Annotated in this window: 6 protein-coding genes; 4 read left to right on the top strand and 2 right to left on the bottom strand. The window is 62.4% G+C overall.

From position 1 onward, the window contains the following. Positions 1-218 precede the first annotated feature (218 nt). Entirely contained in the window at positions 219-3845 is a 3627-nt protein-coding gene (locus ACWGKQ_RS20230) for a sigma-70 family RNA polymerase sigma factor (RefSeq protein WP_453293296.1), read from the bottom strand. Positions 3846-3951: 106 nt separating this feature from the next. Between ACWGKQ_RS20230 and ACWGKQ_RS20235 the strand changes: the two genes are divergently transcribed. From ACWGKQ_RS20235 to ACWGKQ_RS20250, 4 genes are read left to right on the top strand one after another with little or no spacing between them, the layout of a single operon-like run. Next, positions 3952-5568, top strand: coding sequence for an NERD domain-containing protein (locus ACWGKQ_RS20235; protein ID WP_453293297.1), 1617 nt, complete (start codon positions 3952-3954; stop codon positions 5566-5568). Continuing rightward, on the top strand, positions 5565-8726 hold the full coding sequence (locus ACWGKQ_RS20240) for a helicase-related protein (RefSeq protein WP_453293298.1): 3162 nt from the start codon (positions 5565-5567) through the stop codon (positions 8724-8726). Before ACWGKQ_RS20235 ends, ACWGKQ_RS20240 begins: the two co-directional genes overlap by 4 nt. After that, on the top strand, positions 8723-10624 hold the full coding sequence (drmB, locus tag ACWGKQ_RS20245) for a DrmB family protein (RefSeq protein WP_453293299.1): 1902 nt from the start codon (positions 8723-8725) through the stop codon (positions 10622-10624). Before ACWGKQ_RS20240 ends, drmB begins: the two co-directional genes overlap by 4 nt. Continuing rightward, positions 10621-11742 carry an AAA family ATPase gene (locus ACWGKQ_RS20250; RefSeq protein WP_453293300.1) on the top strand — a complete coding sequence of 374 codons (1122 nt, stop codon included), beginning with the start codon at positions 10621-10623 and terminating at the stop codon, positions 11740-11742. Before drmB ends, ACWGKQ_RS20250 begins: the two co-directional genes overlap by 4 nt. 387 nt (positions 11743-12129) lie before the next feature. Here ACWGKQ_RS20250 and ACWGKQ_RS20255 read toward each other — a convergent pair whose 3' ends face one another. Next, a complete protein-coding gene (locus ACWGKQ_RS20255; protein ID WP_453293301.1) occupies positions 12130-13701 on the bottom strand; it encodes a DNA cytosine methyltransferase in 1572 nt (523 codons plus the stop codon). Positions 13702-14062 lie beyond the last annotated feature (361 nt).

Genomic DNA, 14062 nt, shown 5'->3' on the forward strand with positions numbered 1-14062 from the left:
CTCTTTGTTTTTTTTGCTCTGGGGCGGGTCGGCGTCTCGCTGGCCGCGCGCTCTTGGGCCGTCGGCCGGCCCCCCTCCCGGGCGCCCCCCCACGACCTGCTCGACGACGGAGTATCCCTTGGATTCCAACTGTTCACGGACGTCTCCGGGGCCTCGCAACCGGACGGCCGTGACGCGCGCCGTTACGGCACCGGTCAGCCGTGGGTACGGATAAACCCTCACGCGAGGCCTCCCTTGCTCTCGTGGAGTTCGACAACGAGACCGCTCAGTGCGGCCCTCACCGGGTGCGTGGACACGTCGGTGACGCCTCGAAATACCGCACGACGACTACCGGGTGGGAAATGCACTACGCCGTCGACCACTTCGCAATTGCTGACGGCAACAAGTTCGGCCCATTTGACCACTGGTCGAGGGCCGGATCGAACCTCCAGCTTGGCGACGGGGCTCATTTTCCAAGGGTCGCCCCCAGCCGGCACCTTGACCTCGGCAGTGATCTGCCATGCACCGGAAGCGTCGACAACTGCATCCAGGTCATCCAGTTTAGGAGGCGTCACAGCCCCCCTGACCTTGCCGACGGGCTTGCCGGAGATCTTGAGGCGTTTACTCACCCTGCCGGGTCCGTCGGACTTCTTCTCCTTAGGGACCGCTACGAGTTCGTGCACGGCCCTGTTGGTCTCCGACGTCAACGCCGAGATCCGCCGATGGGCCGAAGGCGAGTAGCGCATCCGCAACTCCTCGGTCTGACCCCACTTGTTGTGCTCCGGCGGCTCGGAGGATCGAAGAAACTCCTCAGCTTCAGCTGCGAAGGGCGCGTTGTCGCCCGCCGCCCGGCCCACAAGCAGAACTGCCTGGAACGGATTGGTTCCCACAGGGAGGCCAGGAACCCAGCTGGTCTTGACCGTCATGCGGTTGCCGCGCATCGCAGTCACCTGGTTGATCTTGCCATCGGCGTCCGTTGCTTCCGTGACAAGGAGTACGGCCCTGTGCTCACCGGCCGTTACGGTCAAGCCATCCCTCTCTGGTACCTTCAATGGCACAGTGACGAGGGCTACTTGACCGGCCTCGGTGAGCCGGTCCACCGTAGTGCCGCTCAGAAATGCCTGAAGAGCACGCGAGCGCGCGGGTTGATGCACTTCCGGCTCGACCCGCTCCTCCTCCACGTATTCCACTCCGTTGCGCAACGTGCGCACGGATGCTTCCAGCAGGGGCCGGCGGTCCCCTCCTGCTGTCATAGCAGCCCAGAAATTACGACCGAGCGCACGAACCAGCCTCTGGTGCATGCGCTCCAGGCTGTCCTCGTCATCACCCGCATCGCCTTCGAGGTCCTGCCCGGCCCCGGCGAGGCTGGCTACATCATGTGCTCCAACGATCAAGAACGATGTACCGGGGTCATCGCCCTCACGGTTGAGATGCAACTCCTCTGCCGTCTTTTCGTCAGCCCACCAGGAACGGACGACCTCACTGTTGTCGGCAGCTGGATCCGGCTGCCCGAACCAAGCGGGCCCGGCAAATCTCTTGCCGTCCACTTCACGCCAGGGCAGATCGAGTCGTCCAATCAGTCGCCGCTGCGTGTGCCCCTCATGGGGTTCTGAAAGCGTCGAATTGATGAGAACGAGCCCTAGTCGGCTCGTCGCCCAGAGCGTGGCCTTTCCCAGTCCGTACGAGCCGCCGGCCGCCGCATCCGACTTGCGGCTTTCGAGCTGGCGTCGCACCACGGCGGCGAAGCGGCCGTCGTCATAGTCGTCACCGGTAAGCCCGTTGGCGTTGTAGTCGTCGACGCGAAGCAGGACCAGCCGATCTCGCTCCAACATCTCCCGCAAGCCGGCGCCGATGACCCGCCCGACCTTCTGGTCCTGTGCGGCAGCAGCCTGATAGTGCGGGTGGAGGTCGTGCCAGTGGATCGCAGTGCGGAACAGTTCCAGGGCCTCACCGGTCAATTCGTGCAGCGTGTAGCGGATCCTCACCGGGCGATCGTTCCTTCTGTCGCGCTCGTCGAGGCTGTTCTGCGTCGCCTCACGAGCCAGAACTTCCAGATCGGCCTCGAAGGCGAAAGCCGCCGCGTTGCCGAATTCTCGCCCACCGTCGTCGTGCCCGGGTCGGTGGTACCACACGACCGACGTCTCCGAGGACGCGTCTGATCGTTCCGCACCACCCGCGAAGTCCTGTCCAACTTTCGCGTCAACTCCGAGGTTCTTCTGCACCCTGGCCAAAAGGTCGGGGCCAGGCATGGAACGACCATCGAGCCAGGCTTCGACAAGCGCCTGTGTCACTGTCAACCGGTGTGCCAGTTGACCTTCGTCGATCCCCTCGTCCCGCATCCGCTCGGCCAACCACCGACCGAACTCCATCTCCTTCGAGGCCACTGCTCCCTCTTTCTCATCGGAACCGCCCGCTGTCTCCGGCTTGCCCGGACTGCCCTTCTGCAGTGATGCGCCTGCCCCCACCTCTGCTCGCCCCGTCCGATTGCGCTGCTCGGACATCTCGGCGACCTCCTGAGCAATCTTCCGGGCAGCCTTCCTCCGACGGCGTTCCGCATCGGGGTTGTCGGGATCCAGTCCCATCTGGATCCTCAGCTCCTCCAGAGCCCGCTTCTCGATCTGCCGGACACGTTCGCGCGTGATCTCGAACTTCTTCCCGATCTCCTCCAACGTCCGGGCCGTGCCGTCGATGAAGCCATGCCGCAACAGGAGAACATTCCGGGTTCTCTCCGTGAACATGCAGGCATCGAAAAACTGGAAAAGTTCCTCGCGTTCAAATTCTGACCACAGCTCCTGTTCCGGACTCGGAACGGGCTGAAACTCGTCGACGGCCAATTCCCCGAGAGACGTCTTCTGGCCGACAGGTTGGTCGAGCGACAGAACCACCCGATGCGACAACTTTAAATACTCCGTCACCTTTGCGGGACTGAGTTTACATGCCAAGGACAGATCATCCACGTTGGGTATTCTCCCCTGGTCAAGAAAGGCTCGCTCCCGCTTCCGTACCTTCTCCACATCGTTCCAGACGTGAACCGGAAGCCGAATCGCGGCCTCTTCGTTGATCACGGCTCTCGTGATGCGTTGCCGAACCCACCAGGTGGCATAAGTGGAAAACTTGCACCCCATCGAGACGTCGAACTTCTCCATGGCACGAATGAGTCCAACCATGCCGTGCTGCGCAAGGTCTTCGTACATGGGATCACCTGTCCAGCGCCCCATGCTGCGTAGGATCTTGTGTACTAGCCGCTGATTGTGGATGACCATGGCAGAAGCGGCTCTATAGGACTCGCTGTCTCGCGGAAGCGTCCCCAGGTAGCCATGAGGCAACTCTTCCGAGGAGTTTCTTGTTCCTCGAAAGAGAAGGCAGAGCCCGACCTCTTCCTCGGCGCTCAGCAGGCGTCGGTGCGGGTGCACTCGTCGTCGATCGGTCTCGAGCAGGTGTAGAGCGGCGCGACGGGCAGCCGACATGTCACCAACACGTACCGTCCCTCGAAGAGACTCGAGGTCCGGGGCCCCATCTCCTTCGTCGAAGGGATCTAGGTCGTCGACCACCTCGTCGGGACCGGTCCCCTCCTCGGGAGCCGGGCTCTCCGTGACGTCCGATGCGTCTGCTTCCTGTTCGGCCTCCTCCTGTGCGGCCGCCACGGCTTCGTACAAGGCCTGGGACTCGTGCGGCTCGAGGCGTGAGGCCCTTATCACTTGCATCAGGGCTGCGCTGTGTTCAACCCCTTCGTCCGTGAATCGACGTACGAGCCGGACGAGCAGATCCCGACCGGTTCGATCCAGCCGCATCCCGGATGCATCGCCCCGCTCAGTGGTCATCACGCCCCCGCGCCCCTGCTTCGTCACTGCTCCGTCGTAGTCCATCACTCAACGGGCCGTCGCTGCCAGTACTTCCTCGCCAGAGGCGGCGCGCCGAGGATCTGTCGCTCGGTATTTTGATGACGTCTGGGTGTGACCATGGGGAGAGTTGATGCGAATCATTCCGAGCGAAATCTCGAGCAGCACGAGGAGCCAGGCCGAGCGCAGTGTGTTCATGGCACTCAAGGCGATCCCCGATGACCAGAGCGTCGCCCTGCACACGGTTCATCTTCCCAAGCACCACAAGAAGCGTGTTGGCGAGATCGACTTCGTCGTCATCATGCCCGACATCCTGCTCTTCATCGAGGTCAAGGGCGGTAGGGTCCACCACCGCGACGGTGAGTGGTACTACGGGCCTCCAGGTCGTGAAGATGGCCCCAAGGAGAGCCCCTTCGCCCAGGCCAGCGGAGGCATGCACGAGCTCGAGCGGGAGCTCGGCGCCTTGGTCGGGAACTTGAGGGACCACGGAGTCCCCAGCGGATACCTCGTGATCACCACGGACGTCGACATCCAACGTACGACCGAGTTCGAGCCCCAACAATATCTGGGCGCCACTGCGTACGACGGCGGACGTGGTCTTGCACAGGGCATCGAACGAGCCACTCGCTTCTGGCTGGCTCGGAATGGGTGGGCCCGCACCCCCGTCTCCGCTTCCCTTCGCAAGAGGATGGTTGAGGCTGTCCGCCCGGAGTTCGACCTCGTGCCCAATTTGCGGTCCCGGCTGACGCATCTCGACGTCGTCTTCGAGCGCCTCACAAGCGAACAGATCGACAGGCTCGACGAGTTGGAGTCCAACGCGCGCCTCGTCTGGACAGGGGGTGCCGGCACCGGCAAGACCTTCCTCGCCGCCGAGGCGGCCCGCCGCAAGGCCGTCACCGGCAGCGTCCTGTTCACCTGTGCGAGCACCACGCTGGCTGCCCACATGGACCGGATCCTGACGGACGACTCGATCACGGTCCTGCCCTTCGACCGGCTGGACGAAGTTCGAGGTCGCACCTTCGACCAGCTGATCGTGGACGAGGCACAGGATCTGATGACCTTCGAGCATCTGGACTCCCTGGAGAAACTCGTCTCGGGCGGCCTTGCAGAAGGCCATTGGCTCTTTATGCTCGATCAGAACAACCAGGTACTGGCACCGGAAGCGTTCGACCCCGACGCCTGGGACTACCTGCGCCCCCTGGGCCTCATGTACGGACCTATGAAGCGCAACTGCCGTAACACCGTGCAGATCGTCAAGCAGGTCCATCACTACACGGGCGCCGACCTGGGAGTAGCGTCCGCAGGTGAGGGCGAGCCGGTCCTCTTCGTCGACGCGCAAGACGTCCGCGAGGAGGCGGTGGTGCTCGACGCCTATGTCAACGAACTCGTACGGGAGGGTGTCTCACTCCGTGACATCACGCTGCTGTCCGCGGCCGGGGAGTGGGAACCGAGCTCGGCCCGCCTGACACAACGAGCTTCGAAGATCGAGCGATTCTCCGACGTAGTCGGAACCGACCGCACGAAACACCGTCTCACCTGGTCTTCTGTCACCGACTTCAAAGGCCACGAGAACCACGTGGTCTGTGTGATCGATCTCGAGCCCGAACATCTCGGAGGCCGTCTGGACGCACTTTACGTCGCCCTGACCAGGGCTCGAGCCCAGCTCTGGGTCGCTTGCCGCCCCGGAACCCGCCGGGCACTCAGAGAATTGGGTATAACCGTGCTCATGCGGGAGGGACGTCTCCAGTGAACAACTCCGCATCACAACTCTCGAACTACCGCTCCGACTTCGTGACGTACCTCCGCAAGCAATTGGTCGGGCCGGCAGGTCCTGAGGACGAGACGCTCGTCGACCCGCCCGACCGGCGTTACCTGATGGGCACGTTGTACCCGCGGGGTGCCTCCTTGCTGGAGCAGGCGCAGGACGACGGCGAGCAGGATTTCAGCGAGACGGAGGCGGGAAACGGGGAGGAGGACAGCTTCGCCGACGATCCGGTGGCCGAGGCGAACGCATGGCTTCCGTCCTCGCTCGGCTTCTCCTTCTTCACCAATGCTCGCCACATTGAGGTGACATGTGGGGCGTCCCGCTATCTGACACTCCGGGAGGGTGGGCGTCGCAGTTGGCGGAGACAACCGCGACTCTCCACGACCGAGATCGTGTCCGCCGAACGAACTACGCCGATTGGCATCCTGGACGGTCATGGTCTTCTCCATGTCCGGTGGCGCCCTTTCGGTAACGGACATCTCATCACCTGTGTGTTGGCGAACGCACACGACGAGGAGGAAAGTACGCACAAGGACCGCGAACTGATGCTCTTCCAGGCTCAACTACAGGCGACGACACTCGATGGATCCTTCATCCTGGAGTACCCGAGTACCCGCCTCAACAGCCGCGACGAGGAGGAGCAGGAACTCCGGGTCCAGTACCGGGACATCGTGACCAGAGCCGTGGGACACGGATGCGCCGTCGAGTGGGACTACCGATCCGACCCCGTGACCACCGTGCGGGCAGAGGTCATGCCACAACAGGTGGTCGAGCACATCAAGCCCGACGGTCCCAAGGACCTACCGGTGCTCAACCTCGCGTATCTTTCCCAGCCGGATGTCACCGTGGACGACTTGAAGGCTGAACTGCTCTCCTTCGTCCGGGGCTATCGAGAGTGGTTCGGCACCCAGCGGTCGGATGCGGATTCCCTGCCGACGTGGGCTGTCGCGCCCACTGCGCGCATCCTGGAACGCATCGGGACAGCAGTCGACCGCATGTCGTCTGGAGTGGAAGCCCTCACCGCATCGACCCCAGCAGGAGCCAGGGCACGTGAGGCCTTCCGGCTGGCCAACCGCGCCATGGCGCTCCAGATGCTCCACAGTCGCAAAGAGCTGGCGGGCAGCCGTCGCCGCAGAAACAGTGAAGTGCTCGAACTGTCCGAGCCCGACGGCGACTATGCATGGCACCCGTTTCAGCTTGCCTTTTTCCTCATAGTGATCGAGGGGCTGATGAAGCCCGAGCACGAGAGTCGGAGGACGGTCGACCTCATCTGGTTCCCGACAGGCGGAGGCAAGACGGAGGCCTACCTCCTTACCGCCTGCTTCGAGATCCTCTGGCGCCGGTTGACGTTCGGTGCCGCTGGGGGTGGCACGGCTGTTCTGAGTCGGTACACGCTGAGTCTCCTCACCACACAGCAGTTCCAGCGCACTGCAACGGCAGTCTGTGCCCTGGAGTACATCAGGAGAGGGCACGACGGAGCGTTGTCCCATGAGCTGGGGCAGGAACCATTTTCCATCGGTCTTTGGGTAGGTAAGGAGACGACGCCGAACAAGATCTCGGCTGCGCAGGACGAGCTGGATGCCCTGAAGCAGATGAACAACCCCGATGATCGCTTCCTGCTCGAGCGTTGCCCTTGGTGCGGCACCGAGATCGTCCCGGAACGGCAGGGACGGGATCGCGACTTCGGTATCCGGGCGGACGGAGTCACCACTTCGTTCTTCTGCCCGCGCGACGCATGCGTCTTCCACGAGCTGCTCCCTGTGTCCGTCGTGGACGAGCAGATGTACAAAGAGCCTCCGACGTTCGTCCTGGGCACCGTGGACAAGTTCGCGCGACTGGCCTGGGAATCAGAAGCGGGCAAACTTTTCGGTGGGAACGGCAAACGTGCGCCCTCGCTGGTCATCCAGGACGAGCTCCACCTCCTGGCCGGACCTCTGGGAACCACGGTCGGTCTGTACGAAGCAGCCGTCCTCGAACTCTGCACCCGCGGCGGCACCATGCCGAAGGTGATCGCGTCCACAGCGACGATCCGACGCTCGCAGGACCAGATTCGTAGCCTCTACGGTCGACCCGCACAGCTCTTCCCTCCGGCAGGGATCAACGCTGGTCACTCCTATTTCGCCTCGCCAGACAACGACAAGCCCGGACGTCTGTACGTGGGTGTCATGGCACAGGGGCACACTGCCTCGACGTCGACCGTGCATGTGGGGGCCGCCGCGCTCCAAGCCCCGAAGGAGATCTGTGACGACGACAACCTCCGTGACGCCTACTGGACCACGGTCGCCTATCACAACAGCCTTCGAGAACTCGGCAGAACTGTCACGATCGCGCGGGACGACATCCCCGCGCGCCTCGAGCATCTGACGAAGGACGACACGCAGCGACGCGGGCTGAACGACGATGCGGTTGTCGAGCTCACGAGCAATATTCCGCGTGCCGCTCAACCACGATTGCTCGAGCGTCTCGGCAAGAGCTTCAAGGAAGCCGGCAGTGTTTCCTTCCTTGCCACGACCAACATGCTGTCCGTAGGCGTCGATGTTCCTCGGCTCGGCCTCATGCTCATGAACGGACAGCCCAAGACGACTTCGGAATACATCCAAGCCACCAGCCGAGTAGGTCGTCGTCATGTACCGGGACTGATCGTCACACTCTTCCGCTCGACCAAACCGCGTGACAGATCGCACTACGAGTCGTTCGGCGTGTACCACCGCTCGCTCTATCGGCATGTCGAACCCACCAGCGTCACTCCATGGTCCATGCCCTCTCGTAAACGGGCTCTTCATGCGGTGCTGACCATCCTTGTGCGACACCGAATCGGGCTGGACGCGGAGAACAGGGCCGGAGACATCCTCGATCACGCGGATGAAGTCGCCCGTATCCGCGACCTCGTGGTGGATCACGCGCGGCGAGCCGATCTGGAAGAGGCCGATGCCGCAGCCGAGCAGCTGGACTCCCTGATCGAAGCCTGGATGCAGGAGGCCGAGATCGCGCGCGGTGAGGGCAGCCGGCTGTATTACCAGCCTCAAGGACGACTGCACCAGTCGCTCCTCAGGGACTTCGGCAAGCAGGGTGGCCTGTGGGAGACGGCGCAGTCGATGCGAAATGTCGACCGTGAATGCCTCGTCAGCGTGAAAGGAACATGAGGGCCGTGAAGGACATTCGACGCAAAGTTCGCAGATCGCAGACTATTGTCCCGTTCGGTGTCGGTGGAATCCTCGATCTGCGAGGCGAATCGTTCGTAGCTGCCGACATCCGTAGTTGGGCAGCCAATGCCGAGCGGGTTGATTCGCCACGGCTTGCGAGGAAATTGGGAGTCGAAGGCTTCCGGTCGGCCCCCGTCATCCCTTCCGGAAAGGCCGCTTACGCGAGCCGCAGTGGGCCCTCGTACGTGCGGTTCCCCAAGTGGCTGTTCTGCCCTCAGTGCAGGGAAATGGAGTACTGGCGCCTGGAGCGCGAGCAACGGGACAAGCAGCCAACCTGTGGGCACTGTGCCGGTAGGCCGCAGCTGGCTCCGATGCGTTTCATTCAGGTATGCAGGGCAGGCCATATGGCCGACATCGATTGGCGTAGATGGGCCCATTCCAGGGGCGAGGGTCATGCTCAGCGTCAATGTCAGGTTCGCCGGCTCCGGTTTCTCGCCACTCCTGAGTCCTCCGGACTGGAGGCACTGCGCGTCGTCTGTGCCGTTTGTCGAGCCGGTCGAAATCTGGCAGGAATCAGCCAGAAGAACATCCTCAAGCAGACAGGTGTGGAGTGCGCGGGAACGCACCCCTGGCAATACGAGACCGACGAGGCGGATTCCTGTGAAGAAACGCCGCAAGCGGTACAGCGAGGTGCTTCGAACGTGTACTTCCCGATCACTCACTCGGCGATCGACATCCCGGCGCCGGCGGGCCTTTCCGAGGAAGATGAATCGACCCAGAAGGTCATCAATAACTCTTTGTGGCCAGACTTCAACAACGAGTACGGCAGCCCGATCTCGGAGGCCCTCAGGACTGTGATCGCCAACCAATGTGAGGTCACAGAGGAGTTCGTGGAAACTGTGCGACGGCGCCATGCCGACGAAGCATCATCGATGTCACCTGTTGTCGGTCAGGACGAGGACCTCAGCATCGCCGAGTGGGCGGCCTTCTCCGCGCCGGAATCCGTTGCTGATTCCAAGACGTTTTCCGTGCGTCGGACTCATCTCGGGGTCGGCCACGACGCCCCAGGATCCATGGAGGAGCTGGCCGCAGGCATAACCGCGGTGGTCGTCGCCGATCGGGTACGCGAAGTTCGTGCGCTGCAGGGCTTCTCGCGGTACGAGCCCAGCTCGGGTGATGACGAAGAGGGCGAGGGCGGGCGGGTGGTGTCGGTCAACACGCAGACCCGGGCCCGATGGCTGCCTGCCATCGAGACCTACGGCGAAGGCATCTTCATCGCCGTCGACGAGCAACGCGTGAGCGACTGGGAGAAGCTTGATTCGGTGCGCGGCTGGACACGACGCATCATGCGCAACATGGAAGCCTCTTTCAAGGCCGACCGCCTCAGGGAGAAGACGGGGCCGGACCTTCTTCCGAGATTCGTGATGCTGCACACCCTGGCCCATCAATTCATCCGCCAACTCTCCTATGACAGTGGATACAATGCAGCGTCACTACGCGAGCGTGTCTACGCTCGGAGCCACCCGCCAGGAAGTGAACTTCCGCCTCAGGCCGGCGTATTCATCTACACGGCCGCCGGGGACGCCGAGGGAACGTTGGGAGGGCTCGTACGTCAGGGGCAGCCACCAAACCTTGTCGAGACTTTGATCCGACTGCTCGAATCGGCGCAGTGGTGCTCCCAGGACCCACTCTGTGCCGACTCGACTGGTAGGTCGCTGGCCAACCTCAACCGTGCCGCCTGCCATGCCTGCACGCTGCTTCCTGAGACGTGCTGCGAGATTGATAACTCCCTCTTGGACAGGACACTGTTGATCGGCGACGGTGAGGTCCCAGGGTTCTTTCGCGGAGTCGTCCAGGCCGCACTCGAGGAGTCGGCAAGAGCCGTCGATGTGCCGTGAAGATCCCGTCCCTTCTCGACCTTGACGCAGAGCAACGGGCAGTCCTCGACCTTCCGTTCCACGGAAACCACGTCGTCACGGGGGCACCCGGTACCGGAAAGACCGTGATGGCCGTTTATCGGGCTTGGGCGTTGACAGTTGCTGGCCGCGACGTAGCCCTCTTCACGTACTCCAATCTGCTGCATCAGTACCTCGCACAATTGGCACCGGACCTCACGGAGGCCCTGAATGTCACTACCTACCATCGGTGGTTCAAGGACTTCTGGAAGAAGCGTTTCGGGACCGATCCTCCGCTGAGTGGGGAAGATGCCTTTGGCTACGACTGGATCGGGATACAGCGAGAATGCATCAGGCAAAGGGTGGCATCTAACGCGCATCTTGTGATCGACGAGGGACAGAAATTGCCCGTCGCCTTCTACCAGTTGTGTCGCATCATAGGTGTCGGCGTCACCGTTTTCGCAGACGAAAACCAGCGGATCGATGACGACGACAGTAGCTTGTCCGAGATGCGACGGTTCCTTGGCGTACCGGACGTTCCGTTCGTGCTGCGGGAGAACCGTCGATGCAGTAGGGAGATCGCGATCCTGGCATCAGAATTTCAAATGGAATCGCCGGATAATATGTCCTTGCCGACGCGTGTCGGTCCCACTCCCACCGTCCTGAAGGTTCCATCCGTGGAGCATTTTCTCGCGAGGGTTTCCCAGCGATTCAAAACGCATCCGGAGCGAAGCATCGGAGTCATTTGCAGGTCGACGAAACTGCTGCGGGAAATCCAGAGCAGACTCACGCACCTCGGTCTGGCGAAGTACACCCAGGCGTATGCTCACGATGATCCCTACCGAGATGCCATCGACTTCTCGGCCCGCCCGATCCGGATCGTGACCACGGCCAGCATGAAGGGCTTGGAGTTTGACAGTCTCTTTGTGCCGGACTTGGACGCGTATGCAGAGGACCCGACCAGCGTGGGCGCCCGTCTTCGACTTTTCGTTTTGTGTACACGCGCCCGCAACGATCTTCACTTCGCCTACCGTGGCCCCTATGAACCCACCATTTTGTCGAACATCTCAGAATCTGTGTTGGTACGTGGCGAGCGTGGAGCGCCATCGTGTAAACCTTGACCCCAGTGAAGAATGGGCGGACAGGGCAGTCGCAGTGGCCGATCGGCTCCATCTGCTGGGAGCCAAGCCGCACCCTAGGCTACTGAGACCAGCGCCCCTCAGTGCCCCGAACAGCAGCCCGACCGGTGTCGCCCTCATGGCGACGCGTCCCTGGCGCGACCTTGGTCTACGACGGGCCAGGAGCCGCGCGATCCTAAGGCGCTCCGTCAGCGGGTCGCGGAGGTCGAGCCTCCGCGGCCTTGGTGTGACGGCATTCCTTCCGGGCCGGACCTGGCGAGGAGCTCGTCCCGGAGGAGTCGGTAGTCGCACCCATCGATTAGTGCACGGAGTTGTTCGAGACGACCCCGGTCAAAGAGGTCGGACGCTTTGGAAACGAACGGGAAAGGGTTATCTGTCCGTGAGCGGGTGCCCCTTCAGACCGAGGTGCCTGCGGGGCTTCATCGGGCCGGCAGGCTTCCAGGACTCAAGTTCCTCGGCAGCTCGCTTCAGCCTGCCCCTTGCCTTGTTGCCGCTCAGCTCGGGTTCAAGGAGGTGCTGCAGCACGTGCAGTGCGAGCAGGGGAGGCACGGCGTTACCGATCTGTTGAGGAATGTCGTTGCCGCTCCAAGGGTATTTGACGGGGAATGTCTGGAGCACGCCAGCCTCGGCATGGGTGAAGCGGTCGAATTCTCCGAGGTCATTGTCGGTTCCCTGGTGAACCAAGCGGTTCCGTGACACCTTCCCGGTGATCGTTGCAGAAGGGACGTCGTGGTCGCGTCGACCGCGTGCCTCGGGGTCCCCACCGGTCCCGTAGTTCGAGACAACAGTGAAAGCGGGACGCTTGTATACCTTCCCCGGTGAGATCTTCCGCGCCTTCTTGAGTGCCATTTCCATGGATACCCAGGGCTGTCTGGGAGCTCCTTCGAAAACCTCTTCCGAAGCTTCCCAAAACAGGGCGTCCGAGTGGCGTTCTTTCGGTGTCGTTGTGGAGCGTACCCGGGGCTGGTAACGTTCGTGAGTTTCGGGCACGCTGAGGAGAAGATCGGTGGGGAGTCCGTTTGGAGGGGCAGTCGGAACGAGACGGGCCATCAGTACCGCACGCCGTCGAGTCTGTGGAACGCCGAATTCCTCGGTGTGCATCAGCTGCCTTCGGGTTCGATACCCTAGGGACGCGAGCACCTTGGCGTACTCCTTCCATACCGGCATTACCGCGGGCACCTGCTCCAGGACGACGGCTTCGTAAGGCTTCGAGCCGGGGCGCTTGCTCCGTTCAATAACCCACCAAAGGGGTTGCAGGACCAACCCTGTTCGTTCGTCGCCCAATTCCTCGAGATTATCCTTCAATATCTTGAGGCTGTCAGCAAGATCCCAAAACTCCTTGAGCAGGCCCCTGAGTTCCTCATCGTCATCCGGGACCTCAAGATCCTCTGGGGTCCTGAGCCCTTTCAGGAAGGTTTTGACCTGACTCGAAGACCGTCCAAGCTCTTCCAGCCTGGTCTTCATGACCTTGCGGTTCGTGGCCCTGAGTTCTTCGACCTTGCGTTTCTCGGCCCTGACTTCCTTGGCCTCGATCTCCTTCCGTCGGAGCTCCTCAGAGATCCGTCGCCAGGTCCGGAAGATCTTCATCCAGTCCGCGTTCTCGGGACGCACGACTTCGTGCAGTTGCTCGATGTACGACACCACTTGGTCCAGAGCCCGCCGCCCCGCCCCGTGCCCGGCTACGGTGAAGGTCTGACAGGGGGGTCCGCCGGTCAGTACTTGGGCAAGAGGAAAGAAGGCTGCACGGTAGTGCCGGACATCTCCCTGGAAGGTGTCCATCCCTGCCGCTGCACGGGTGGCGCATGCTTCCGGGTCCCATTCGATGCCGGTGACCTCGTATCCGAGGACATGTGCCGCCACATCCAATCCACCAGGGCCCGCAAATAGGTCCAAAATGCGGAAATTCGCAGGTGGGGAGTGTTCCCTTTCGATGTGGCTCATGGGCTTGAAGTGTAGCCGGCGTTAGAGGTTCATGGTTGCTGTAATGCCGCTACCACCGCGAGACCCAGCGCCTCGCCTACAGCCGGCGGCAGACCCGACTGGCGAACGTGGCTGTACGGAGTGGACCTGGCAGGTGGTCGTCTTGACGAGGCGGAGATCGGTGTCCGGCTATCGACGCGTCACCGTCGCGTTCGACTCGCCAGGGGTGTGCCAGCGGCCAGCAGGCCGACGCCGTATGCCTCCGGGTTATCCATGAGGGCGAAGCCGAGAGAGCCGCATCGAGCACGCTCCAGTGAGGCCGGTGGCTGTGAGCGTGTCACAGGCGTGCCGCTCGAAGTCCATCAGGAGTCGAGGAGCGAAG

It is taken from the genome of Streptomyces sp. NPDC054770, from assembly GCF_053611985.1.

Bases quoted from the DNA above. Each gene is read 5' to 3' on its own strand.
- ACWGKQ_RS20230 (WP_453293296.1), bottom strand. From the start codon at position 3,845: ATGGACTACGACGGAGCAGTGACGAAGCAGGGGCGCGGGGGCGTGATG.
- ACWGKQ_RS20235 (WP_453293297.1), top strand. From the start codon at position 3,952: ATGCGAATCATTCCGAGCGAAATCTCGAGCAGCACGAGGAGCCAGGCC.
- drmB (WP_453293299.1), top strand. From the start codon at position 8,723: ATGAGGGCCGTGAAGGACATTCGACGCAAAGTTCGCAGATCGCAGACT.
- ACWGKQ_RS20255 (WP_453293301.1), bottom strand. From the start codon at position 13,701: ATGAGCCACATCGAAAGGGAACACTCCCCACCTGCGAATTTCCGCATT.